Genomic DNA, 25640 nt, shown 5'->3' with positions numbered 1-25640 from the left:
TGAATTTGAATTTTGAAAAATGTTTCTATTGTTACTGCAGAATACCGAGCGCCTTGTTGAGCCCTACCTGTGTCAGCTTCACGTCGATTTCCGCATCGATCTTCTGGCTCTGTGCCTGCTGCCAGGCAGTCTGAGCTGCCATCACATCGGTTACCTCCATCACTCCTTCCTTGAATCCGAGGTTGGCGCATCTCAGGTTCTCGTTGGCGCTGTCAATGTTCTTGATGGCCATGTTGAGCTTCTTCTCAGCTTCCTTCACCTTGAACTGGCTCTGGGTAATCTGGAGATGGATCTTCTCGCGGGTATCGTCGAGGTTCATCTGGGCAATGTTGGTGGCAGCCTTGGATGCACGCACCTTATAGGCACCGTCAAACCAGTTCCATACCGGAACCTGCACGATGACTCCAATATTCCACACACCGGTAAACTTCTTCTGGAAACCATTGAACACATTTGGATTCGAAATGGTGTAGCCGCCGGTCAATGCCACATGAGGCAGATAGACGGCGCGAACCAGATTGGTGGCTTGCTTGGAAATATCGACCGTGTTCTGGAGCATGCGCAATTCCGGACGGGTATTCATCGCAGAATCAGAAGCGGCTACTCGCTGCTGCTCTGTATCCACAGGAGTTCCCGAAAGAGCCAGCGTCTCCTTGTCTTCATCGGCAAGAGTCACTTCCTGGTTCATCGGAATGCCGCAAAGCTGACAGAGAAGCATCTTGGAGAGCACCAGACCGTCTTCAGCCTGTGTAATCTTCATCTCCGCCTCGTTCACCTTTACATCTACCTTCAGGCCATCTGCCTTGGTGGCTACGCCCTGCTGAATCATCTTGTGAACATCGTCGTTGAGCTTTTTCACCAGGTCTCGGTAGCTGGTGGCGAGCTTGTACTTCTGCTTCAGCGAAACGGCAAGCCAGTAAGCCTGGTCTATGCTGTAGAGGGTCTTCTGGGTCTGCATGTCGAGATCATTGTCTGCTATCTGCTCACCGATGTCTGCAATCTTGTTGGCTGCCAGGATGGCGCCGCCCATATAGATAGGCTGTCGGAGCATCACGCTACCAGCCCACATGTTGCGGGTGTCGGTGCGGAATGCATCTACCACGCTCTGTCCGATGGCATTGCCCTGCTGCTGGATAACGCTTCCTTTCTCGTTGAGCAATCCTCCGATTTTCTGTGCCTGTTCAGGGGTGAGCATTCCCTTGCTTACCAGATCGGCCATCACGTCGTTGGCATTGCCGGTGATTCCACCTACGATGTTGGAACCCAAATTGCTGAATGCTGACTTCTGACTATCATTGAGCAAAGAGATCTCCTTGCTGAACCATTCATATCCGCCCATGGCATCTACCTTTGGCAAATATTTCGTGCGCGCCGATTTCTTCAGGTTGGTCGCCACGTCCTTCTTGAGCTTAGAGGCATTGATCTGCTTGTTGTTGCGTAGCGCCATCGCACGACAACTGTCGAGGTTCAGAACCATCGTTTGAGCCTCGGCTGCAGTCATTGCTCCCATCAGCATGATAAGAGTTAATATTTTTTTCATTCCTTTACTATAATATTATAATATCGGTGCAAATTTATGGAAATATTCGCAAACCACAAAGGATTTTTTATTATCAAATCTTTAAGAATCGAAAATTACCTTACATTATGGAAAAATGGAACATTCTTCTATTCAAATTCAACAACGATTTCTCCTTCCCAGTCGGGATTTACGGTGAATCCCAGGTTGCCTTTTCCGGAATCACCATCTTCTTTCTGGTCGGGGTCGGAGATAGTATGGTCTTTGATGCTGATATTGGTCTGGGTGATGTTGTTGCGTTTCACCGGGACGACTTCCTTGGAATATTCCTTGATACTCTGGGCATCTGCATCCAGGATGTTGATGGTCATTTTCAACCCCTTGTTCTCTTCGCGTGGGAAGGTATAGACCGAATAATCCCTTTTGCCTTCCTGAAGCTTGAAGCTTTCGGTCTGCCGGCTTTGTACGCATCCATAACCCGTTACGGCGTCAAGGGTGCTGCTGCCTCCCGTATAGTAAAACTTGATGCTGTGTGCCTCGGCGGGGATGGTGGCGTCGGATATATGGACCTTAAACTGTGCCACGGCTCTTTTCAACAGGATGTAATCATCCGTATCTTCTCCATCTATCACATTGAAAGTGCCGTAATAGAAGAAGGTATCGGTCATCTTGTTCTTGTAGAATTTCACTTTCTCAGGAGAACTGATCGTACAGTTTCCGCTTCCGTTATGGCCGATGGCAACCATTCGGTATTTTCCCGCATCCAAATTAAACCCGATATCATCGTAGCCATCTTCTGCTTTCAGATTCAGGGTCTTCACCTTTTCCTCTCCATCAAAAATGGCGATGGATAGTCGAGAGCAGTAATCTTCCAGAGGCTTTCCCTCTACTTCCTCATCTCCTTCTTCCAATCCGTCCTCATCTTCTTCTCCGCTTCTTGTTCCCGTAGAATTGTTTTTTGCCACGGACGCATGGATGATTACGTTGGCGTTTGCGTCATGTGAATTGGTACCCGAATCATCGAGTGCAAACTTTTCGCATGAAGTAAGCGTAGCTACCAGCATCAGCAAGAGGAATGCCAGCCAGACATAGGTCTTCTTCTTCATATCACTAAGTTTTTAGTTTGCTTTCTATGCGTGGTGCAAGACGTTTTCTTGCGCATGAAAGTCGCAGCAAATATACGCTTTTTTAGCGAAAATGGCAAGGATATTAAAAAAAAACTGCATATCTTTGGCTAATTATCTGTTTTTTCGTATATTTGCACCCGTTTTTTCAGCGAGATGAATTATTTGTATCTATATATAACAAGGTACGCGCGTGAGAAATGGGTAAATATGGCATGGTATTTACATGAAAAGGAATTGGGTTTAAATAATAAGGAACAAGATATATTTATGGATAAGAAGATAAAAGCATTGTTTTTCGACATCGACGGCACGTTGGTGAGTTTCAAGTCTCACAGGATTCCGCAGAGTACTGTGGATGCTTTGGAGCAGGCTAAGAAGAATGGGGTAGAGGTGTATATTTCTACGGGACGCCCTAAGCAGATCATCAATAACCTCGGTCAGATAGAGCATCTCATTGATGGTTACATCACAGCCAATGGTGCCCGCTGCTTTGTGGAGGATACGCTGGTGAGCCAGCACGCCATTCTTCCTTCTGACGTGAAGAAGATCATCGAGGCTGCTGATAGAGACAACTATCCTGCCATCGTGGTAAGCGAGAGCCGTTTTGCCATTCATCATTATACCGACGAGGTTTATGAAATCTTCTGCAAGGGATTGGGAGTGGATAGCAGCGTTTTTGTTACCGATCTCAATCGTTTGGGCGATGAGGCCATCTTGCAGGTCACACCTTTCTGCACCGTAGAGCAGGAAGCGCTCCTGATGCCTACGCTCGAAAACTGCACTTCCGGAAGATGGCACCCTGCCTTTACCGACATCACGGCGCGTGGAGCCGACAAGGGAAAGGGACTTCATGCCATGGCTGATTATCTGGGCTTGAACATTGAAGAAACCATGGCGTTCGGCGATGGCGGCAACGACATCTCTATCATCAAGAAGGCAGGTGTCGGTGTAGCAATGGGCAATGCTGGTGATGAATTGAAGCAGGTAGCCGATTACATTACGACTCATGTGGATGAAGATGGAGTGAAGAATGCCCTCATCAAGTATGGTGTAATTGCTGAAAACTAATATTTTGTTGTCTTTTGTCATAAAAATCTGTCTAAAAGTTGGGAAATATGCAGAAAATATACAAAAGGGATAAGAAAATAGCTTTTTAATAGCATTTTGTTAGCTAAAAATTTGTTTATTTTATAAAAAGTATGTATCTTTGCACCCGATATTTGTAAGTTGTTTAATTTAAGAGAGAGAAATTATGACAAAAAGACTAACCATGTTAATGGGGGGGCTTGTTCTTTCAACAGGAATGGCTCTCGCACAGACTACTGTTACAGGTAAAGTTGTTTCTCAGGAAGACGGTGAGCCAGTGATTGGCGCATCTGTTAAAATCGCAGGAACAAAGACTGGTACAGTGACAGATGTGGATGGTAACTTTACTCTGCCTAATGCAAGTAAGGATGCTGTTCTCGAAGTTACTTATCTTGGTATGGAGCCAAAGAAAGTAAAAGCTTCTGCTAAGATGAAGATTATGCTGGTTGCTGATTCAAGAAATCTTGATGAGGTTGTTGTTACTGCGATGGGTATTTCCCGTTCTAGTAAGGCTTTGGGATATTCTGCTGCTGTTGTGGGCGGTGAGAAAATCTCTGAGTCTCGTACCAACGACGTTATGTCTAGTCTTGCAGGTAAGGTAGCTGGTGTGCAGATTTCTTCTACATCTTCTGACCCAGGTTCTTCTAATTCTGTCATCATCCGTGGTGTCAGCTCATTGTCGGGTAACAACCAGCCTTTGTATGTTGTTGATGGTGTGCCATTGAACAACTCTTCTGTTTCCAGCAGTAATAACTTGGATAATGGTTATGATTTTGGTAACGGTGCTAATGCCGTAAACCCTGATGATGTTGCCAGCATGACCATCCTGAAAGGTGCAGCCGCAACTGCACTTTATGGTAGCCGTGCTGCCAATGGTGTTGTGTTGATTACTACCAAGAGTGGTAAGAAGCAGAACAAGGGTATTGGTGTAGAGTATAATGGTGGTTTGCAGTTTGAGTCTGTGCTTCGCTTGCCTCAGCTCCAGAACGAGTTCGGTATGGGTTGGTATGGTGACAAGACTGATGTCGAGAATGGTTCTTGGGGACCAGCTTTCGATGGCTCAACCTTGAAATATGGTAATGTTTATGATAACTCTCAGAAACTGAAGAGCTATCTTCCTATAAAGAACAATGTCAAGGACTTCTTTGATACTGGTTTACGCTACAACAACAGTGTTTCTTTCAATGGTGCAACTGATGCTAGTAATTTCTTCTTGAGTCTTTCTCAGATTCATGATGATGGTATTATCCCTACTGATGCGGATAGTTACAACAAATATACATTCTCCGGTCGAGCTTCTCACAAGATCAAGAATGTAACATTGAGCATGTCTGCCAACTATGCTTATCAGAAGAACAACTTCGTGACTACTGGTCAGAAGACGGGTTCTATGTATAATGCCATCATGCAGACTCCTCGCGATATCAGTATCGTAGAGATGAAGGACTTGAATGATCCATTCAATACGCCAGGTTATTACTATACTCCTTACGGTGTAACCAACCCATACTATATCTTGAATAACTACAAGAATGAGTATGAGTCAGAGCGTTTCTATGGTAAGTTGCAGTTTGACTGGGATATCTTCACCGATTTGAAGTTCTCTACCCGTTTCGGTCTTGATACAACTACTGGTGATCATAACACCGGTGAACCAAACATGTCTGCTCTTTATGCAAACACTCCAAACTGGGCGGATGCATTGAAGTCATTGACTGGTTCTGTAACTGAGCAGACTGAGCGTCGCCGCGAGATGGACTTCAATGCAATGTTCAATTACAGCCACAAGTTCATCGATAAGTTGGATGTAAACGCAGCTCTCGGTTTCAATGGTAATGAGCGTAAATACACATACTTGTATGGTGCAGTTACTAATTTGACTATACCTACTTATTTCAACTTGACAAACTCTTCTGAGAAACCTACTCTTTCTCAGTATCAGTCACTTCGTCGCTTGATGGGTGCATACGGTCAGGTAGAACTCGGATGGGATGACTGGGCTTATTTGACAATGACCGCCCGTAACGACTGGTCTTCAACTCTTCCTAAGGGTAACCGCTCATTCTTCTATCCTGGTGTAACAGGTAGTTTCGTGTTCTCTAAGTTCTTGTCTCCTGAGGCTCAGAAGATCGTAACTTTCGGTAAGTTCCGTGCTGCTTGGGGTAAGACAGGTAACGATGCCAGTGTATATATGACAAACTCTGTCTATGCTCAGGCTTCAGCTAATACTTCAGGCTGGGGTTCTAGTAAATTCCCATTCACCAATGGTAACTACAATGCTTATACCAAGGGCAATACTCTGGGTAGTAATACTTTGAGTCCTGAGATGACTACAGAATTTGAGTTTGGTTTGAACATGGCATTCTTGCAGAACCGTATTTCATTTGATGTTTCATATTACGACAGAAACTCAGACAAGCAGATCTTCTCCTTGAATATGGATCCAGCTTCTGGTTACACCTATCAGAACATGAACCTTGGTAAGATTCGCAACCGTGGTATCGAGGCTTTGGTAAGCGTAACTCCTATTAAGACCAAGGATTTCAAATGGGATCTCTCTTGGAACTTCACCAAGAACAAGAGTAAGGTAATCTCTTTGCCTGAGGAACTCGGCGGTGAATCTGTTATCTATGGTTTCTCTGGCGGTACTTCTCTCTATGCTATCGTAGGTGAGGAACTCGGTGTGTTCAAGGCTTATACTTCTAAGCGTGATGACCAGGGACGTTTGATCGTAGATGCAAATGGTCTTCCTCAGAAGACTGATAAGCAGGAAATTGTAGGTAGCATGAACAGTAAGTATCAGATGGGTATTTCTAATACCTTGTCTTATAAGGGTGTCAGCCTGTCATTCGACTTTGATATCCGTAAGGGTGGCGTGATGTTCTCTCGTACCAAGAATATTACATACTTCACCGGTAATGCTATCCAGACTGCATACAACCATCGTAACCCATGGATTATTCCAAATTCTGTGGTTCAGTCTGGTACAGATGCTAATGGTGCTCCTATCTATACAGAGAATACTACTGCTCTGACACCAACCAATATCTACAACTATTGGAACAATGGTGCTGATAACTACGATGCAGAATTCTTGGTTGACAAGAGCTATGTAAAGCTTCGTTCTGTAGTTCTCTCTTGGGATTTGCCAAAGGCTTGGTTGGCTAAGACATTCTTGACTGGCGTTAAGGTTTCTGTCTTCGGTAACAACCTCTTCCTCTGGACACCTTCTAGCAATACATTCATCGACCCAGAGTCAAGCTCATTCGGTAACGACTTGTCTGGTAACTTCGGTGAGTATTCTGCTAACCCAAGCTCACGCAAGATGGGTTTCAATGTTTCTGTTAAATTCTAAAGGTGGATCATTTATGAAAAAAATATTATTATATAGTGCAGCTTGCCTCTTGGCGCTTTCTAGCTGCGATATGGATATCAATGAGAATCCAAACTATCCTGCTTCTGGTGATATTACACCTTCATTGGAGTTCCCTGCTGTGCAGAATGCCATAGCTGCGGTTCCTGGTGATGCGATGTTCACCTATGGTGGCTATTTTGCTCAGTATTTTGAGCAGCGTCCTGAGTATAATCAGTATAACGACATTGCTGAGCTTCACTTTGATGAGGCTTCTCAGCTCTTCGACCGTTGCTATCGTACTATCTATGCCGGTGCAATGACTGATATCAAGGATATAGAGAGTAAGACTACTAATACTGCCAACCTTTATGTATGCAAGGTAATGACAGCTTTGGCTATGCAGTATATGGTAGATGCTTGTAGCGATGCTCCTTATACAGAGGCCTGCCAGGGTAGTGCTAATCCTAATCCGGTTTGGGATGATGGTCAGAGTGTCTATGAGAATGTTTTGAAGGCAATGGATGAAGCAGAGGCAGCTATTGCAGCTTCTGACAACATCGATATGACCGACCCTATGTTCAGCAAGAATCTGGATAGCTGGAAACGTTTTGCCAATGCCCTCCGTCTTCGTATGTATATGCGTCTGATTGATGCAAATGTAGATGCTGCTAATTATACAGCCAAGGCTAAGGCTATCGTGGCTAATGGTATCCTCCCGGTTTCTGATGTAGTATTTAATGTATATAGCAATGCAGAGGGACAGTATAATCCTTGGTATAGTAATATCTTCTCTTTGAATGCAAACAATTTCTGTGCTGCATATCCATTGGTAACCTACTTCAATTCTACCAACGACCCTCGTGAAGCCTATGCTTTGAACAAGGCTGCTGCAAGTGGAAAGTATGTTGGTGAGATTCCTGGTGCAAAGACTAAGTATTTGGAATGGGATGGTACTAAGTTGATGGATAAGGATGTAAGTCTCGTTAATACAGAGGTTGCCAAAGCTATGCCGGTTTATCTCTTTACTCTTAGCGAGGTTGAGTTCCTGAAGGCTGAAGTTGAGTTGCGATTCAACAATGATGAGGCTGCTGCCAAGGCTGATTATGAGGCTGCTGTTGAGAATGACTTCTTGTCTCGTCAGGTTGCAGGCTACTCTGATTTCATTGCGGGTGATAAGGTAAACTTTGACAAGCAGGCTACCAAGGAAGATAAGTTGAAGCTGATCTATATGCAGAAGTGGGTTGCTTTGTTCTATCGTAATCACTTTGAGGCTTGGTCTGAGCAGCGTCGTACTGATGTTCCTGCCGTGTCTTCTGCTTCTGCTGAGAAGGTTCACAAGGATCCTACAAGCTATACTGCTGGTAATCTGATTGTGCCTGCTGTTAATTACTATGGTAATAACGGCTTGTGCAAGCGTATGCCTTATCCTTCATCTGCACGTCAGTTGAACAAGAATACTCCTGCCGTTAAGACTTTGGCAGATCCTGTGTTCTGGGATGTTAAGTAATCAATAGGTACTTTTATTCATTCATTATATAAAGATAAAAGATATGAAAAAGATATTGTTTTTGGCCTTGATGCTCAGCATGACGGCTGTTGGATTTACTTCTTGCAGCGACGATGAGGAGTTTACTGATTCAAGGATTACATATTATCCGGTTTTGGAAATCCAGGGGGATGACTTTGTTCAGGTGCCTATCGGTACAGCTTATAGTGAGCAGGGATGTAAAGCTACGTTGAATGGAGAAGATTATTCTTCTAAGGTTGTAACGTCTGGTACAGTAGATGCTTCTAAGGCAGGTTTGTATTACATTACTTATTCTGCAACAAATGCTGATGGCTTCTCTGTATCTACTACTCGTACTGTAGCAGTCTGTGATCCAACCATTACAACAGATATGTCGGGTACCTATACTCTTCAGGCTGGTTCTCATCGTGATTATCACAAAGAGGATGGTTCTGTAACTACTACAGCTTTCTCTGGTTATACCGTGAAGGTTACTAAGGCTGCACCTGGCATCTTCTATGTAAGTGATATGATGGGTGGTTACTACGACCAGAAAGCTGGTTATGGTTCAAGTTACGCAATGACAGGTTACTTCCAGTTGTTGGCTGATAATTCTCTGGTCTTGCTTTCTAGTTCTGTGGAAGGTTGGGGCGATTCTGCTACTGGCTTTAAGGATGGAAAGTATGATCCTGCTACAGGAGAAATCTCTTACGTAGTGAATTATGCCAAAACAATGGACTTTACCATCTCATTGAAGTAATAAAACAATTAAGATTTTAAAGGAATAAGATTATGAAGAAATATATTTCAATGTTTATGTTCGCCTTGCTGGGCTGCTTCGCTCTTGTGTCTTGTGATACTGAGACTGATGAGTCGGCTGGTGGAACTGCCGTTGAGCAGATGGCTGGTATTTGGGAAGTACAGGTTGATGCTGTTGATGAAAATGGTAATGTTTTGTATGAAGATCCGTATGGATTGGGTACCATTACTGTGAATACCTACAATACTGCTGCCAATAGCGATAAGGAAATGTGGTTGCAGGATGCTGGCTTCTGGGGTGTTCAGATGAAAGTGAATGTAGATTATGCTGCCAAAACTTTCTCTGCAGCTGCTGGTTCTAGCTATAATCCTTCAAATGCTGAGGCAGGCAATGTTGAGTTGCTCGAAGGTCAGGTGTTATTGAATCAGGGAAAGAACCTTCATGGACTTCCATGTGATAGCATCTGCTACAAGGTTAAGTTCAGCGATGATGATAATGCTTTGACTTATCGCATCTCGGGAGTTAGACATTCTGGCTTCTATGAATAATAGATTAAACTCTATTAAAATAATAAATGGATATAATATTAGGCAAAGTGATTTGCCTCGTTGTTGACCAAGTCAACACTTATATCTCTCTCGTCTTGGGGACTGGCAGTGGCCGGTCCCCTTTTTTTTGTAAACATCAAAATATATACGTATTATGCCAAGAAACACGAAAAAACCAGAGTCGTTATTCCAGTTTATGAACCTCCTTATTGCCCTGTTGCAGAAAAACGGGCAATACCGCACCTCGCTGCATTACAGAGCAACCCTCAACAGTTTTAAACGATACCGGGACAACAAAGACATCGCCCTGAGTGAGATAGATGCAGAAGTGATGCACTCGTATGAGGCATACCTGCATCATACGGCTAAGGTATGTAGAAACACCAGTTCCTTCTACCTCCGCATCCTCCGTGCTACCTACAACAAAGCCGTGGCGAAGGGACTGACGCCACAGCAGTATCCCTTCTCGGATACCTATACCGGTATTGCCCCAACCCGCAAGAGAGCCATACCCACAGAATCTGTCAGCCAGATCAAGCGTCTGGAGTCGGTCAAGGATCTCACTCCCAAAGAAGAGATGGCAAGAGATACCTTCCTGATGAGTTTCTATCTGCGTGGTATCTCATTCATCGACCTGGCTCACCTCCGCAAATCCGACCTCAAGGACGGTTATCTTCATTACACCCGAAGCAAGACCAGACAGCGCCTCACCATCCGATGGGAGAAGGAGATGCAGGAGTTGTTGGAAAAGTATCAGGCGCAGACCGCCTCCTCACCATATCTCTTCCCCTTCCTTGTTGATGATGGGAATAAGAGTCAGGATAAAACTATTGACAAAAAGAAAGACACGGTACGCCTATATCGAAATGCCGAAGCCCGTATCTCCTACCACCTCAGGAAGTTAGGTGCTAAGATCGGTATCAAGGGCAAGCTCACCCTCTATGTCGCCCGCCATTCCTGGGCAACGGCAGCAAGAGACAACCATATCTCCATCTCCGTTATCAGCGAGGCATTGGGACATCATTCCGTAATCACCACACAGATCTATCTCCGCTCCATCAAAAGCTCAGAAGTGGATGATGCCAACGCTAAAATTCTGGCAGTCCTATAAGCCGTAAAAATGAATAAAAAGAGGGTTTTTGCAAAATGAACCAAAATGAACCAAAATGAACCAAAATGAACCAATTTTTCTGAATCTTTACATAAGAGACACAGAAATACCGAAAACTTTCTTTCAATCAACGACTTAGGAAATTGCGTATGATAAGAATTCTAAAAAAATGTTGATTTTCGTAGAATGATATTAATTTTTTAACACGCATAATTTGCTAGTTTGCAACAATATTCGTATTTTTGCAGTGAGTATCTGTGTCTCTTATGTAGAGATTCAGATGATCGACATCAAAAAACGAACTTGATTCGCATGATGAAAGAGACAAATATACAATCACAAGTTACGTCCACTATTGCAGGGGACGACGGCGAAGCCGTGGCAAAAAGTGAAGAAAGCGCTAAGAAATTGACTCCCCAAATGCCTAATGAAGGGCTTGAAAAACCGGCAGATGCAGGATGGTATGTGGCTGTAGTGAGAGTGAATTGTGAAACGAGAATAGCTGATTCTATACGAATCAATCTTAATTACAATCATGTTTGGTTTGACTACTGGATTCCCAAGGTAAAAGTAGTTTATCTCGACAAGCGTTCCAATAAGCGAAGAGTGAAAGAAAAGCTGTTTCTTTCCACCTTCATCTTTTGCAATGTCTCTCAGAGACAACTTGATAAAATCCGATTCCGTTCGGATGTGTATAAGATGCTGACGATGCCTGGACAAAGGAAAATATACCAGATTCCCGACCAGGTTATTGCCAACTATCGATATTTTGTTGAGAATGACGAAGAGCCTGTCACTGCTGCCCCTGTTCCTTTGAAGAAAGGTATCAAAGTGCGAGTGACAGCAGGTAGCATGAAAGGTGTGGAAGCATACGTACAGAGTTATAATGGCAAGAAAGCCGTCATCGGCAGCGAAATCAAGTATATCAGTGGTGCAACGCTTACGATAAGTAGAAATTTACTCGAAGTCGTTGAAGAAGATTGAGTGGTAGAATGATCTTGTTGCATTAAAAAAGAAAACGTAGATATATACCCATTAATATATTTAGAATAAAGATTAATTTATATTATTTATGAGTGATAAACTAGATCAGAATGGTTCAGAAAAGAAGCCATTCTCAGGGATGCTGTATCAGCTCAAAGTATCCCTTTTTGCAAACAAACTGACGAATTGGTATTTTTCTAAGGCTACACTGCCATATTGGTGCATCATGGCACTCGATAGCATCGCTATTGTAGTGGCTGGAATGATTGCGACCTATATCGCAGAGGGAGGCGAGCTGATAGCTTCCCATTTCTGGAACTATCTCCTCACGTTCATTTGTTCCCTGCCGCTCTTCGTAGTCGGCATGCGAATCTTCCATACCTATTCCGGTATCATGCGCTACTCGTCATTCGTTGACCTGCTTCGCATTTCCGGGGCCCTCGTTGTCGGTTTCATTCTGAACAGCATTCTTCTCATGGTGGTGCCAGACAGTATCCGCTGTGATCTTACCACGGAGGCTATTGTCGTCATGCTCTTCATCTCCATGATAGAGATGTGGACGATGCGAATCCTCGTGAAGTATATGTACGACTCCAGTTTCTCAGCCGACACCAAGACTCCGGTTTTCATACTCGGAGTAAGAGAGGGTGGTATCTCCTTGGCAAAGTCTATGCGTAATGATCATCCATCGCAGTATGTAGTGAAAGGGTTTGCTACGTCAGAAACAGACATAAAAGGTCGATTCCTGTTGGGATGCGAAGTCTATTCATACGATGAGGCATTAATGGGTATCATGCATAAGCTGAATGTCAAGACCCTCTTCGTAAGCCCTCTGGTCACAGAGAAGTTCCTGGAGAAGCAGGATATGATCGACAAGCTTACCGCAGAAGGCATCAAGATTATGATGATGCCGAAGGCACAGAGCTGGGACGGCAAGTCAAACCTCCGTCATCAGATGATGCACGAGGTAGATATCGAAGACCTTCTTCCACGAGACAAAATCGAAGTGGATATGAATGCGATCGGAAAGCTCCTCAGCGGTCGCACCATTCTGATTACGGGAGCAGCCGGCAGTATCGGTTCCGAGATGGTGAAGCAGATTGCCATCTATAAGCCACAGCGGCTGATTCTCGTTGATGAGGCTGAGACCCCAATGCACGATGTCCGCCTCTTCATGAACAAGAACTATGCTGATATTCCTTGCGAAACCATCGTAACCAGCATCACCAATGCCACCCGTATGGAGCGCATCTTCTCAGAGTACCATCCAGACTATGTATTCCATGCCGCAGCCTATAAGCATGTACCGATGATGGAGGACAACCCATCAGAGGCTGTGCAGAATAATATATATGGTACGCGCGTGATAGCCGATATGGCTGTGAAGTACGGCACCAAGAAGTTTGTGATGATTTCTACCGATAAGGCTGTGAATCCTACCAACGTGATGGGCTGCAGCAAGCGAATCTGCGAGATCTACTGCCAGGCATTGAACAAGGCGATTGTGGATGGCGAGGTAAAGGGTGTTACCCAGTTTGTTACCACACGATTCGGTAATGTCTTGGGAAGTAACGGTTCCGTTATCCCAATCTTCAAGAAGCAGATTGCGATGGGCGGTCCGATCACCGTCACCCATCCCGACATCATCCGTTTCTTCATGCTCATTCCAGAAGCCTGCAAGTTGGTATTGGAGGCTGGAACTATGGGTAAGGGAGGCGAGATCTTCGTCTTCGATATGGGCAAGCCAGTCCGCATCGCCGACCTGGCAAAGCGCATGATAGCCCTTTCGGGAGTAGATGGCATCGACATCAAGTACGTAGGACTCCGAGATGGTGAGAAACTCTTCGAGGAAGTTCTGAACGACAAGGAGGCGACCGTTCCAACCCATCATCCAAAGATTATGGTAGCCAAGGTTCGTGAGTATCCATACGAGTTGGCACGCAAGAACGAGGAAGACCTCTATCAGCTCTCCTTCACCTACGATGATATGGCAATCGTGAAGAAGATGAAGGAGATAGTGCCAGAGTACAAGAGCCAGCACTCGAAGTACAGCGAGCTTGATCACGATTAAACATTATACATTAACAATTATACATTAGAAAAGATGTTATTACTCATATTAATCCTTTTCGGAGTTCTCTCTGTCATAGCCCTCCTCATCATCCTTTGGGACTATTTCAAGCATGGAGGTGCTGCGGTATGGGACCCAGAACATCCAGGTAGAATCATTACCATGAAAGAAGCCAAGGCCAGAAGGAAGAAATAGTCCCACAGAGCAAAATCTCCCCTAAAAATTTGGTGGTTTCACAGAAAACTCTTATATTTGCACTCAAAAAAGGAGATACTATTATGAATACAATAGCAATTGATAGCAATATATATAAAGGGGCGGAAAGTTATGCTAAATTGCATAATATTAGTGTAACTGCAGCAATAGAAAAGGCGATTTCTCTGTTTTTGCAAAAGGTACAACCTAAGCAAAGACTATTAGAAACCGATGAATTTAGAGATGCTTTGTCTTATGTGAAGACATTAAAGGCAAAAGGTGGCAAACCGATACCGGCAGATGAAAATAGCTTAGATGCATTGGTTGAAAAAAAATATGCATTATGAGAGTTTTTGTAGATACGAATGTCTTAATAGATTTCGTTGCAAATCGGGAGGGCTTTTCAGAAGATGCCGATAAACTGTTTGCCCTTGGAATAACAGGAGACATAAAGTTGATGACGTCAGCTTTGTCTTATGTTACTGCCATGTATGTCGCTCGTAAGTATGAGTATCAAGATGTAAAAGAAGCTCTTCTGGCGTTGTCGAATTTTGTAGATGTTTTAGACTTACAAGGCAATACGGTAATTGAAATGCTCTCTTCTGGTTGGAAGGATTATGAAGATGCAACTCAGAATGCCACAGCTTTGCGAGCTGAGGGAGATTGTATTGTAACTCGTAACAAGAAGGATTTTTCAAATTCTTCTTTACCCGTTTATACTCCTGCTGAGTTGTTGGACATTTTAAACCAATAAAGGTGGTGTAGCCGCTAATTTGGTAAAGGACGTAAACGCTGATTCATGCGGTCATCTCATAGCCCCATGCGGTCCCAGCCCGCACAACCTGGCGTAGACCTTTGATGGTCCGCCAACCCTATAGTGGGGACGCTGTATTGGTGATATACGTTAATCTGGGGGAGATTAGAGCAAGAAGCAAAAACTCCTCTAAAAATTTGGTGGTTTCACCGAAAACCCTTATATTTGCAGCCAATAATTAGAATATTACGATTATGGCAACATTGGTACTCGATAATACATTATATCAAGGCTATGCAACGATAGCAGAGCAGAATAACATCAGTGTGACTGATGCTATGGCAGAAGCTTTGCGATTATTGAAGCAACAGCTGAAAAAGAAGCCAAGCCTTTCGTTAAGGCAACGACTTGAGAAGCGAATTCTTGAACTTCGAGATTTGCCAGCGAATTGGGATTATGCAGGTTCCCCTTCCATATCATCAGAAGCATGTGATTATTCTCAGAAGGTTGTTTCATCTTGCAGCGAACCATTACTTCAGGGATTAGCAATATTCCCAAATACCAATGGCTATATATTAATGCAATGGAAGACCTCCAAAGGAGATGCCTGTTTATCTATTCTTAGTGATAGGATAGTGTATGATGTCAATTATGGAGAGATAGAGAAAGAGGGCATCCTCCCACTTTCGGAACTCCCTAAATTTTTGGAAGTCTTAAAGAACATAGCCTAATGGAATGTGATATAACATTTGAGAAACCAGTATTGAAAGATATGGAGGAGATAGCTCGATTGTTGTCTTCTCCAGCCTTTTATGATGAAAATACCCATCAGTTAAATTTTGCGGCATTCAATCTTCGACGTTTTACGAATGGTGAAGTAGAGTCTTATGTCTCATTGTCCAGGCTGTCTTTTATAGACCAAAAGCATTTGAATAAAAAAGGTAAGTATGTTTTTAAAAAGACAGAAAGCCATTATGTGGGTTATGCTCTTTTTACTCCAAGGTATTTAGCAAATTTACATGATAGATTAAGAATATATCCTGTTAAAGCAGGTCTTAATGATCATTGTGGTATGTTTTTCTTGGGTACGGATAAGAAGATAGTTTGTGATGACTTGACGATTCGTCCTTATACATTAAAGACATTACGTTCTCTTTGTGACTTATTGCAAGACAGGGTGGTTCTAAAATAAGGGTAGTATCCAGCACCTTTAGCAAGATAATAGGAAGGCGGTCCCATCCCGCACAACATGGCGCAGGGCTTTGATACCCCGCCAACCTTATAGCGTAGCGGTTCTGAGCACCGGAGGGCGGTTACATCCCTAATCCCTATGGTAGGGATTTAGGGCTTGGGTATAGGGTAAGGACCCCCTCTTCGCAAGAGGGGGACAGGGGAGTCGAAAAAATGCAATAATTAATAAGGATCTTACGTTATGAACATAGAAGAAAAAAAAGCAGATAAGGAAGCAGAATCTTTTAGTGTGTTGTAATGTTTTGCCATAAGCCAAGCATAGGTTAATAAATACATTTTTTCTCTTAAATCCTTGGTGATTACGAAATTAAATCGTACTTTTGTCGCTATATTAGCAATAAAAATGTATAATTATGGCAAACGACAATAATATACAGCCTATGGCTGATGATTCACAGATAGTACTTTACCAACCAGATGATAGCATTAGGTTGGAGGTGAAACTGGATCAAGATACGGTTTGGCTTACCCAAGCACAGATGACAGAGTTGTTTCGTACAACTCGTAACAATATAACTATGCATATTCGTAACATCTTTAAAGAGAAAGAGTTAGACGAAAAATCAGTATGTAAGGAATCCTTACATACTGCCGCAGACGGCAAAAGATATCGTACTAAAATCTATAATTTGGATGTTATAATCTCTGTAGGCTATAGAGTAAAGAGTCCGATAGGAACCCGTTTCCGTCAGTGGGCGAATGCAGTTATAAAGCAATATCTTCTTCAAGGTTATTCCGTGAATCGTCACTTGATAGCCCTACAGGAGAATATGGATAAGCGTATGACTCATATTGAGGACGTCCAGGCTAAGCAGCAACAGCAGCTCGACTTCTTTATTCGAACCTCCACTCCTCCAGCAGAAATGGTCTTCTTCGAAGGTGATTTCTATACAGCAAGAGTTGCTATTCCCCGATAATCATATAGACATTAGAAAATGGCGTAACGAGTCTCATGACCGCTGGCTTATTATAGATGATAGCCTCTATCATTGTGGTCATTCCTTAAACGCCAATGGCGGTCATAAGATTTCCGCCATAACCCTGATGGGCACCTCTCCTGAGGTAATCCTCTCAAAAGTAGAATAAACAATATTCCTCATTCGAGTGGCGACAAGTGCAGAGCGATACTGCAATGAGGAACAAAAAAAGTAAAATCATGAAATCTTATTTCTCCATAAAGCCAGGAGCAACCTTCTTTTTAGGTAGCTCCCGCACCCTCGTCTATCATAAAGACGATGTCGAGATCATCTACAAGACCAAGACACCATCCGGCAAAACCTACTACGCCCATGTCTATTTGATGTTGGGCGGAGAAAACTCCGTTACTCTTTATGCCGATTGGGGTGATTACTTTTTGCATCTTTCAAGCATCAAAGACCAGGAGCATTTCTTTGGTATAATGAAGCGTCCGTGCCCAACCTTTGTCCAGATATGGCAAAGCGAGCATCCCGACAATATATTTGTTATGTCTGCCAATGCCGGTCAAACCATGGGCTTAGGAATGGATATCGAGAACGTAGATTATCGCAATCTCGCTCCAACTTACCTTCCTTTCCATCCGTTGGTAGAGTTAGGTCTAGACAAGTTCCTAGATGCTGTCAATAAACTATATGTAGAACTCAATTCCCATTGTCCTCTGAAACTCTGGAAAGATCGTCTGGTAGCAGTATGGGGACAAGAAACATTATAATGTTATGATAGTAATTCCAAATAAGAACTTCACAGCTGATGGCATCCGCTTGGTTCAGCTACTCAATAGCACAACGAAAGTCAATATGCTGAAAGCAAGTGACAAGCTCGACCTATACGTAAGTCCCAACTTGAAGAAAGATGAGACTGCTAGGCGAATAGCCCAGGAGATGTTGGATAACCCAATAGAGATCTTGAGCCGTTTGAACAAGCAGGAACTCTAGATAGTAGATGAGTTTGTAAAAGGCGATGCCAACACCTACGTGGTGCGCAAGATGCGCAAGACCCAGTACAAGCTTCAGAAGCTATTCTTGGTAGCAACTTACGAGGATAAGGAAACCCAGGAATGGCACATGCTCATGCCATCAGAGTTGACCAAAGCCTTATCCACCAGTCTCAACTTCTATTTGGATATGGCCAACAAAGGCGTCAAAGCCCCATCTGCCAAGCAACTCCGCATGATGTCCGCCTTAGGTCAATTCTTGGGTGGTAAAGAGCTTTAATGTTTTCTTAGATAGAAAAACAAAAAGTCTAATTCCTTTAAATACTCTGTATCCCCAGTAAACACTGGGGATGGAGTCGTATTGCCATAGGGGTTGGATGCTAACTTTAATTTTCGCAAGAACAATGCAGTATTTCTGCAATCTTATCATGTAATTTTGCAGCCTGTAAAGGAATGCAAGTAAAAAATATGGCTTATGAATAGCTGTTATGCGAATAAATCCGACTTGTTTATTGGTGCTGCTGAAGAGATAAATAATAGTACTTATTTTTATCTGGCAGTACCTCATAGCGCATATTATAGTTGTTTTCTTTGGATGAAACATCTATGTTATAGCAAGTATGGTAAGACAGAAAATGAAATAAAAAATGAGGTTGATCCAACGATGCATGGGACACATGAAATCATGGCAGAATTTATACGCATGAGATTATATGACTCAGCAAGTAAATTCGAGGAAAAGCAAAGAGCTAAGGAATTTATTGCAAAGATTGGACAATTAAAAAGAATAAGGTTTAAGGCAGATTATGGCGAAGAGTCTATCACTATTACGCAAAGTATGAAGTCTATAGAATTAGCTAAAGATGTCCTTAAAATTTTAAAAACGATTTGATTATGGCAACTTTTGATTATTTGAAAGAGCAATTGAATGAATTCGTAAAACAATTCAAGAATGCAAAGGCTAGCTACGAGTATGATGAATTGGCAAATTTACATACAATAGAAATCTTGCCCCAAGCTGTTTTTGATAGTGAAGAATTCACAGATTGGGAGTGTGATTTTTTTAAACGTGCTTATAAAGCAATTCCTGGTGAAGATATATCATTTATATCAGAAGATGCTTATTTCGGAATAGAAACTGTAGGATGGAGTGTACAAGGTGAGGATTATCTATTGAGTGAATCCTTGACGATGCAAACTATTTGTGTGGAAATGGATAATCATTTTTGCTATTCTGAGAATTTTAGTTTTGCTGATTTATCAGATGATTTCTTTAGTAACGATTATACACAAGCTGCATAGTTATGGAAAATATAGAAGATAAAAAGTCTGGCTTTCGTGTATTAAATATCATGTTAGCAGAATCCCATTTCACTAGAATTGGAAATGTTGATTTTCAAGACTCTAAAAGAATGGTTAGTTTTGAGACAGGAGTAGGAGGTCGGGACAATAAGATAAATGTCAGGCTGAAGACTACTGTTGTAAACATGAAAGATGGTTCAGAGCAATATCGTATTGAAGTCTCTATGATTGGAGTCTTTGAACGTAATGGCAATTCTCAGATATCGACAGATGAGGAGTTTGGACGTGTCAATGGTGCAGCCATCATCTTCCCATTTGTTCGAGAGCACATTGCTAACATTGCATTAAAGGCAGGATTGGGAAGCATTATCCTTCCACCTGTCAACTTCACAAAGGTCAACAAAGATAAAACAAGCAATAAATAGAACGATTCTCTATGGCTCAAGGAAAGAATGCTTATATACGCTACAAGGTATTAGACCGCTGTTTCCGTGATAGTAGAAGACACTATTATATGGAAGACTTGGTGGAAGCATGTAATGAGGTACTTTACAATTATGATGGTTCATCAGTATCAGAGCGAACCATTCGTGAAGACATTCATTTCATGCAGCGTCAAGCAGGCGGTGGTGTGCCTTTGGAGAGAAAAATGGATGGTCATAGAGCCTATTATATGTATTCTGATAGAAATTTTTCTATTCAGAATCTTCCAATGAGCCAGAGTGAAGCGGAGATGTTGTCCGATACTATTCAGATGCTTTCCCGATTTAAAGGACTTCCAAATCAAGAATGGCTGAATGCCACATTGGTGCAGATGAAATCTACATTTAATATAGGTCAAGCCAAAGCATCCTACGTAAGTTTCTCACAAAACGAGGACTTGAAGGGATTGAAATACTTCACTCCTCTTTATGAAGCGATAGCATCCCAACATGTGGTATCTTTAGAGTATCATCAGTTTGGTCGTCCATCTTATAACAGAATCATCCATCCCTATCAGTTGCGCCAATATAATAACAGATGGTTCTTGGTAGGAAAGGAGCCTACAGTAAGCGATGTGTTGCCAATAGTGGTAGTACCTTTGGATAGAATTGATGACTATAAGATTCTTGAAAATGAGAAGTTTTCACCTATAAAAGGTGATGTTGAGAATTATTTCAAAGATATAGTGGGAGTTTCTCCAAAGTTTGGTGAGTCATGCCAGCACATCGTGTTTAAGGCTTATCATCCTGCGGATTCTTACATCATGACAAAACCAATCCATCATTCGCAGAGAGTAGTAGAACGACATGATGATTATACCATTTTGTCTCTCGACCTGATTCCCACTTATGAGTTTGAGACCATTATGTTGACCTACGCTGATAAGTGCGAGATATTGGAACCTCTTGATTTGAGAGAGAAAATCAAAGAAAGAGCGAAAAATATTGTTAAATTCTGCGAGAGTGAATAAATTCCCGAAAGAATGAAGTAAGTCTGCAATCTTTGAAGTTACTTTTGCATCAGTATTAATTTTAAAAGAAAGGTTATATATGAAAAGACAAGTTTTTTATAGCTTTTGTTTTGCTGATGATTTTTGGAGAACTCAGCAAGTTAGAAACATTGGGGCAATAGAAGGTAATGCTCCTACTAGTGCTAATCAGTGGGAAACGGTGAAGCGACAAGGTGATGCGGCAATCAAGAAGTGGATAGATGATAACATGAAGAATAGAAGTTGTGTTGTCGTGTTGATTGGAACTAATACTGCTGATCGTAAATGGGTGAAGTATGAGATTAAGCGTGCTTGGGAAACTGGAAAAGGAATAGTTGGTATATATATAAATCGCTTAAAAGACCAAGTCGGTAAGCAAAGCCTCATGGGTGATAATCCTTTTGACAAGTTCTTTATTGATAAAACTTTCAACTATATAGTTGAGAGAGGCGAGGCTGCAGATCATAATGAGAAGAGACTGTCAAGTGTATGTAAAGCTTATTCGCCATCGCATTTGGTCAGCACAAATGCTTATAAAGACATTGCCGAGAATATACAGGACTTGGTAGAGGAAGCAATCAACATTAGAAATCAATATCCAAAATAAGTAGAATTATGTATTTTAGTGCGCAACAAATAGCGGATTCGACTCGACGATATCCGATAAATGAGGTGAGATGCTTTTCTCAATCTCAGTCACAGACATCAGTGTTCCTTTCACATAAGCATACAGATAGAACATTGATGCTACAGGTTAAAGCTATGCTTGAACGTTCGGGCATCAGCGTGTATATTGATTGGTTAGATGCTGGTATGACAAGTACTACTTCTGGGAAAACAGCAGAAATTTTGAAAGACAAGATTCTCAAGTATGATAAGTTTATTCTTGTAGCTACAAATGATGCGATTGACTCAAAGTGGTGTAATTGGGAATTAGGTTTAGGTGATGCAGCTAAGTATGCCATAGGGAAAATAGCAATCCTCCCTGTAAAGCAAGGAGATAGAACTTGGAATGGCTCTGAGTACCTGCAAATATATCCAACAATAGAATATGAGGATGGTGAATCTTTCTTTTCTAATGGAACTCGAAAGTCAGCAGGTGCTTATGTCGTTTATCACAAGGAAAGAGAAAATATATATATACCTTTAGAAGATTGGTTGAAAAGATGATAAATAAAATAGTATCATTAGGAACTCCGTTTTTTGAGGACGAATTACGGAGTTCCTTAAAAAAATATGATAATATTGAGTTGCTTGGTAGTGATAGTATCTCTTATAGCGACAAAACTTTGTATTTATTCTTTGGGCAGTCCGAGAACGATAAGGATATATCTTGTTATAGCAATTTGGATTTTTCAGAGTTAGTAGCTAACCAGCAAATTGTTCCTATATTACAAAGCTCGACAAATTTTAGGAATTTCATTCCACAAGAACTAAATCCAGTAAACGCTATAGAAATTGATTCGACTCTGGCAATTGGTAAATTGAAATGTTTCATTTTGGAGTACTTTGGACTATTGGAGTCTAATAGAAAAGTTTTTATTTCTTACAAGAGGAGCGATAGTTTGAAATTTGTTCATCAGTTGCATGATGCATTGATTGCTGCACATTATAAGCCTTTCTTGGATTCATATAGTATTACTTATGGAGTGGATTTTCAAGAGTATCTCAAGCATGAACTCTCTGATTCTTCTGTCTTTATCTTTGTAAATACACCAAATTATGAATTGAGTAAGTTTACAATGGAAGAACTCAATGCTTGCAACAAATTACAGATGGGAGTGATAGAGGTGTTCGCACCAAATTCAAAAGTATTTAAAGAAGCAGAATTTGCTAAGCGCTATATTTTACCTTCTAAGATTGACGCAAATAAATTGTTTGAGCCTTTTGTGCTTAGAGATATAATTTCCGTGTTGGAGAATAATCGACTCGAAATACAATCTTTCAGAGAAAAGGCATTGGCTGACCAATTGAAAGCTATGGTACCTGATGTACAGTTAAATTCTGATAGAAGATGTTATGTAAGTCAGAATAAAGATAAAGAATTCTATCCTTTATATCATATTCCGGTATCATTCGACATTCAAAAGATATCAGAAGTGTCAGACAAGGCTAAACAAGCCTTTGGTTTCTATAATGGCTTATATTGTAGGAGTGATGTGCGAAACCATATCAATTGGCTAAATGGAATTTTACCGGTGCAAGTGTTAGATGTTTCAAAATGAATGAGATTATGATTTTTTTATCAGCTGGAATCCCTTCCCAAATTCCGATTCCTGGTCGAGAGTTCTTTGGCAAGGGTAACATACCAGCAATTCGAGAGGCTGTAATGGCATTTACAAAAGTTTGTATGGATTATAAAATTCCAATCTGTTTTGGAGGTCACCCAGCCATCTCCCCTTTGGTATATGAAATAGCTAAGGATTATGGAGATGATTTTTCCAAAAACGTTTTGATTTATCAATCAGAATGGTTTAAAGGGAAAACACCCCAAGAAGTTTCTTATTATGAGCGTTTGATTTGGACTTCTAAGGAGAAAGATATACCTTCTAGTGTGAATAGAATGCGCCATGAAATGTTTTCTAACAAGTTTGTTTGTGGTGTTTTTATAGGTGGCATGGATGGTATTATTAGTGAGGCAAATGAATTTCATGAAAGTAATCCTTATGCTGATATGATTGTGGTTCCAAATACTGGAGGAGCTGCTAGTGTATTGCAAGAGCGTACGAAGTTAGAGTATTATACTGTACCTGATACTTATGCGTATGTTGCGGAATTTCGTAAAATTTTAGAAAAATATAAGAGTTATGGCATATAATGTCTTTGTTTCATATAAATACGCAGATACAGCTGTACGACAAATTGTGGGACATAATCCAACCAAAGTACGTCATTATGTGGATGAAATAGAGAATTTACTAGCTGCTGATGACCATGTTTATTTCGGCGAGCATGATGGTGAGGATTTGTCTGATTGGACAGAAGAGCAAATTTGGGGAGAATTAAAAGATCGCATATATCCTACGACTTGCACGATAGTGTTAATTTCTCCAAATATGAAGGAGCCAAATCGCTATGATAAGTCTCAATGGATACCTTGGGAAATCTCCTATTCTTTAAGAGAAACATCTCGTGGCGATAGGACAAGCAGACGAAATGCAATACTGGCCGTTGTCTTACCTGATGAAAATGGCAGCTATGATTATGCTATAACGCATAATAAATGCTATGGTTGTCAGTCAACTTGTATTACGTATCACAGAGATTGGATGTTTACTATTCTCAAAGAGAATATGTTTAATCGAAAAAATCCTGTAACGAAAAAGTGCGAGAAAACTTCAACTATTTGGTATGGTGAGTTTAATTATATACCTTTTGTAACATGGGATTATTTTAAAAATCATGTGTCTGAGTGTATTGAACGAGTAGAGACAATCAAAGATGATGTTGGTAATTACGAATTACATTTATCTGTAAATCAATAAAATTATGGATGCTGATACAATCAAACATTTGGATTATGTCCAAAGTGCTGTTTCAAGAATGGCTGATGCCTCCTTTAAAATAAAAGGCTTAGCAATAACAGTTGTTTCTGCTTTTGTAGGAATATATGTTAAAACAAAGGATGTCCATTTCTTGTTTGTTATAATATTACCTTTGATTCTATTTTGGATTTTAGATTCATATTATTTGCAGCAAGAAAGAAAATTCAGAGCATTATATGATATATTAATTGGTAAAGAAAACCAGTTCGGTACTGTGAGAAAATTTGAAATGTCTTTGGATAAAATTAAAGGCGAACGTTATAAGTTTATTTCAGCAATGTTCTCCATTACAGAGTGGTGGTTGTATGTAGGATTGGTGGGCTTGTTATTGATATATTGTGGATTTTTAAAATATAAGGCTTGTTGTGGTTAACATGATTACTCCTAAAGTATTTATTTCATATAGTGGCATCCAGAAGAGAATAAGATAAGAGCGCCACGATTAGCCGAGCGATTGATGAGCGATGGCGTTGATGTAATCTTAGACGTTTGGAGCCTATAGGACAGTTAGGATAAGTATGTCTTCATGGAAAAGATGGTCGAAGACTCAGAGATTAAAAAGGTGTTGGTTGTCTGTAACAAGGACTATGCAGAGAATGTCAATTGCAGTAAAGGAGGGGTTGGTACCGAGAGTACCATCATGTTTGATGAAATCTATTCTAAGGCAGAACAGATCAAATTCATTTCTGTTATTTTTGAAAAGTGGGACAGTCAAGAAATATACACGCCTCATTTCATGAAGTCTCGTATGGTCAATCATCTCATGATAACTTGATATGGCAGTTGTAGATGCAGACTAATTATAAGTTAGCACAGCTACTGATATTGAATAAAATAGAATTTATTGATTGTTCAATGTGAGAAACTAGCAAGGCGGTCCCATCCCGCACAATATGGCGAGACCTTTGATGGTCCGCCAACCACAAAGCGCAGCGGTCCCGAGCACCGAGTAGGGCGGTTTTCCTCTTCTTCCCTGAGGGGAGAAGACCGAGATGAGAGGTGGAGCCTTCCTTAACGGTAAGGAAGGACAGGTAGGTTTTCGAAAAGAATATTATGATGTTACAAATCAAAGATATAGCATTCGCTTACCTCGAAGGATATATCCATGCGAAGGTAACAGAGCATTTGCTTCAAGGCAAAGA

The 25640-nt window shown here is 41.4% G+C and carries 30 protein-coding genes; 28 read left to right on the top strand and 2 right to left on the bottom strand.

Annotated elements, in window-relative coordinates:
• Positions 1 to 31: 31 nt before the first annotated feature.
• Both DXD25_RS00320 and DXD25_RS00315 read right to left on the bottom strand, forming a co-directional pair.
• A complete protein-coding gene (locus tag DXD25_RS00320) occupies positions 32 to 1540 on the bottom strand; it encodes a TolC family protein (protein WP_187360407.1) in 1509 nt (502 codons plus the stop codon).
• Between the two features lie 128 nt (positions 1541 to 1668).
• Complete coding sequence (locus DXD25_RS00315; protein WP_117661261.1) at positions 1669 to 2625, bottom strand: FimB/Mfa2 family fimbrial subunit; 957 nt, start codon at positions 2623 to 2625, stop codon at positions 1669 to 1671.
• Positions 2626 to 2913: 288 nt separating this feature from the next.
• Between DXD25_RS00315 and DXD25_RS00310 the strand changes: the two genes are divergently transcribed.
• The 28 genes from DXD25_RS00310 (at position 2914) to DXD25_RS00185 (ending at position 25273) form a co-directional block, all read left to right on the top strand.
• A complete protein-coding gene (locus DXD25_RS00310) occupies positions 2914 to 3714 on the top strand; it encodes a Cof-type HAD-IIB family hydrolase (protein ID WP_117661260.1) in 801 nt (266 codons plus the stop codon).
• Positions 3715 to 3898: 184 nt separating this feature from the next.
• Positions 3899 to 7087 (top strand): SusC/RagA family TonB-linked outer membrane protein, encoded by a 3189-nt coding sequence (locus DXD25_RS00305; RefSeq protein ID WP_117661259.1) that lies wholly within the window; start codon positions 3899 to 3901, stop codon positions 7085 to 7087.
• Between the two features lie 13 nt (positions 7088 to 7100).
• Positions 7101 to 8594, top strand: coding sequence for a SusD/RagB family nutrient-binding outer membrane lipoprotein (locus DXD25_RS00300; RefSeq protein ID WP_117661258.1), 1494 nt, complete (start codon positions 7101 to 7103; stop codon positions 8592 to 8594).
• Positions 8595 to 8637: 43 nt separating this feature from the next.
• Positions 8638 to 9354 (top strand): BT_2262 family domain-containing protein, encoded by a 717-nt coding sequence (locus DXD25_RS00295; protein WP_117661257.1) that lies wholly within the window; start codon positions 8638 to 8640, stop codon positions 9352 to 9354.
• Positions 9355 to 9386: 32 nt separating this feature from the next.
• Positions 9387 to 9902 (top strand): lipid-binding protein, encoded by a 516-nt coding sequence (locus tag DXD25_RS00290; RefSeq protein WP_117661256.1) that lies wholly within the window; start codon positions 9387 to 9389, stop codon positions 9900 to 9902.
• Between the two features lie 154 nt (positions 9903 to 10056).
• Positions 10057 to 11013 (top strand): site-specific integrase, encoded by a 957-nt coding sequence (locus tag DXD25_RS00285; RefSeq protein WP_117661255.1) that lies wholly within the window; start codon positions 10057 to 10059, stop codon positions 11011 to 11013.
• Positions 11014 to 11391: 378 nt separating this feature from the next.
• A complete protein-coding gene (locus DXD25_RS00280) occupies positions 11392 to 11997 on the top strand; it encodes a transcription termination/antitermination NusG family protein (RefSeq protein ID WP_158556264.1) in 606 nt (201 codons plus the stop codon).
• Positions 11998 to 12136: 139 nt separating this feature from the next.
• The gene (locus tag DXD25_RS00275; RefSeq protein WP_117661414.1) at positions 12137 to 14068 is read left to right on the top strand and encodes a nucleoside-diphosphate sugar epimerase/dehydratase; all 1932 of its coding nucleotides are present in this window, start codon (positions 12137 to 12139) and stop codon (positions 14066 to 14068) included.
• A 33-nt stretch (positions 14069 to 14101) separates the two neighbouring features.
• Positions 14102 to 14263, top strand: coding sequence for a hypothetical protein (locus DXD25_RS16545; protein ID WP_153096359.1), 162 nt, complete (start codon positions 14102 to 14104; stop codon positions 14261 to 14263).
• A gap of 83 nt (positions 14264 to 14346) precedes the next feature.
• On the top strand, positions 14347 to 14610 hold the full coding sequence (locus tag DXD25_RS00270; RefSeq protein ID WP_147327810.1) for a hypothetical protein: 264 nt from the start codon (positions 14347 to 14349) through the stop codon (positions 14608 to 14610).
• Positions 14607 to 15017 (top strand): PIN domain-containing protein, encoded by a 411-nt coding sequence (locus DXD25_RS00265; protein ID WP_117661252.1) that lies wholly within the window; start codon positions 14607 to 14609, stop codon positions 15015 to 15017. Before DXD25_RS00270 ends, DXD25_RS00265 begins: the two co-directional genes overlap by 4 nt.
• A 254-nt stretch (positions 15018 to 15271) precedes the next feature.
• Entirely contained in the window at positions 15272 to 15748 is a 477-nt protein-coding gene (locus DXD25_RS00260; RefSeq protein ID WP_117661251.1) for a hypothetical protein, read from the top strand.
• 41 nt (positions 15749 to 15789) lie between these two features.
• Complete coding sequence (locus DXD25_RS00255) at positions 15790 to 16209, top strand: hypothetical protein (protein WP_147327809.1); 420 nt, start codon at positions 15790 to 15792, stop codon at positions 16207 to 16209.
• A gap of 412 nt (positions 16210 to 16621) precedes the next feature.
• Positions 16622 to 17185 carry a virulence RhuM family protein gene (locus DXD25_RS00250; RefSeq protein ID WP_117661249.1) on the top strand — a complete coding sequence of 188 codons (564 nt, stop codon included), beginning with the start codon at positions 16622 to 16624 and terminating at the stop codon, positions 17183 to 17185.
• 239 nt (positions 17186 to 17424) lie between these two features.
• Complete coding sequence (locus DXD25_RS00245) at positions 17425 to 17958, top strand: hypothetical protein (protein ID WP_118201388.1); 534 nt, start codon at positions 17425 to 17427, stop codon at positions 17956 to 17958.
• 4 nt (positions 17959 to 17962) lie between these two features.
• Positions 17963 to 18181 carry a hypothetical protein gene (locus DXD25_RS17065; protein WP_233522149.1) on the top strand — a complete coding sequence of 73 codons (219 nt, stop codon included), beginning with the start codon at positions 17963 to 17965 and terminating at the stop codon, positions 18179 to 18181.
• Between the two features lie 51 nt (positions 18182 to 18232).
• Positions 18233 to 18460, top strand: coding sequence for a hypothetical protein (locus tag DXD25_RS17060; protein ID WP_233522147.1), 228 nt, complete (start codon positions 18233 to 18235; stop codon positions 18458 to 18460).
• A gap of 195 nt (positions 18461 to 18655) precedes the next feature.
• Complete coding sequence (locus tag DXD25_RS00235) at positions 18656 to 19072, top strand: hypothetical protein (RefSeq protein ID WP_117661247.1); 417 nt, start codon at positions 18656 to 18658, stop codon at positions 19070 to 19072.
• Between the two features lie 2 nt (positions 19073 to 19074).
• On the top strand, positions 19075 to 19482 hold the full coding sequence (locus DXD25_RS00230; RefSeq protein ID WP_117661246.1) for a hypothetical protein: 408 nt from the start codon (positions 19075 to 19077) through the stop codon (positions 19480 to 19482).
• A 2-nt stretch (positions 19483 to 19484) separates the two neighbouring features.
• On the top strand, positions 19485 to 19907 hold the full coding sequence (locus tag DXD25_RS00225; protein WP_199540938.1) for a protein-export chaperone SecB: 423 nt from the start codon (positions 19485 to 19487) through the stop codon (positions 19905 to 19907).
• Positions 19908 to 19918: 11 nt separating this feature from the next.
• Positions 19919 to 20935, top strand: coding sequence for a YafY family protein (locus DXD25_RS00220; RefSeq protein ID WP_117661245.1), 1017 nt, complete (start codon positions 19919 to 19921; stop codon positions 20933 to 20935).
• A 79-nt stretch (positions 20936 to 21014) separates the two neighbouring features.
• Positions 21015 to 21560 carry a TIR domain-containing protein gene (locus DXD25_RS00215; RefSeq protein ID WP_117661244.1) on the top strand — a complete coding sequence of 182 codons (546 nt, stop codon included), beginning with the start codon at positions 21015 to 21017 and terminating at the stop codon, positions 21558 to 21560.
• Positions 21561 to 21625: 65 nt separating this feature from the next.
• The gene (locus DXD25_RS00210) at positions 21626 to 22123 is read left to right on the top strand and encodes a toll/interleukin-1 receptor domain-containing protein (protein ID WP_370453396.1); all 498 of its coding nucleotides are present in this window, start codon (positions 21626 to 21628) and stop codon (positions 22121 to 22123) included.
• Entirely contained in the window at positions 22120 to 23178 is a 1059-nt protein-coding gene (locus tag DXD25_RS00205; protein WP_117661242.1) for a toll/interleukin-1 receptor domain-containing protein, read from the top strand. Before DXD25_RS00210 ends, DXD25_RS00205 begins: the two co-directional genes overlap by 4 nt.
• Entirely contained in the window at positions 23175 to 23771 is a 597-nt protein-coding gene (locus DXD25_RS00200) for a hypothetical protein (protein WP_147327808.1), read from the top strand. The genes DXD25_RS00205 and DXD25_RS00200 overlap by 4 nt, the downstream gene beginning before the upstream one ends.
• The gene (locus DXD25_RS00195; protein ID WP_117661240.1) at positions 23761 to 24438 is read left to right on the top strand and encodes a TIR domain-containing protein; all 678 of its coding nucleotides are present in this window, start codon (positions 23761 to 23763) and stop codon (positions 24436 to 24438) included. The genes DXD25_RS00200 and DXD25_RS00195 overlap by 11 nt, the downstream gene beginning before the upstream one ends.
• Before the next feature lie 4 nt (positions 24439 to 24442).
• The gene (locus DXD25_RS00190; protein ID WP_117661239.1) at positions 24443 to 24871 is read left to right on the top strand and encodes a hypothetical protein; all 429 of its coding nucleotides are present in this window, start codon (positions 24443 to 24445) and stop codon (positions 24869 to 24871) included.
• Between the two features lie 162 nt (positions 24872 to 25033).
• Complete coding sequence (locus tag DXD25_RS00185) at positions 25034 to 25273, top strand: hypothetical protein (RefSeq protein ID WP_158556262.1); 240 nt, start codon at positions 25034 to 25036, stop codon at positions 25271 to 25273.
• The last annotated feature ends 367 nt before the right edge of the window (positions 25274 to 25640 follow it).

This window comes from Prevotella sp. TF12-30, from assembly GCF_003436715.1.
Classification (GTDB): domain Bacteria; phylum Bacteroidota; class Bacteroidia; order Bacteroidales; family Bacteroidaceae; genus Prevotella; species Prevotella copri_A.
This window is presented reverse-complemented; position numbering and strand designations above follow the sequence as displayed.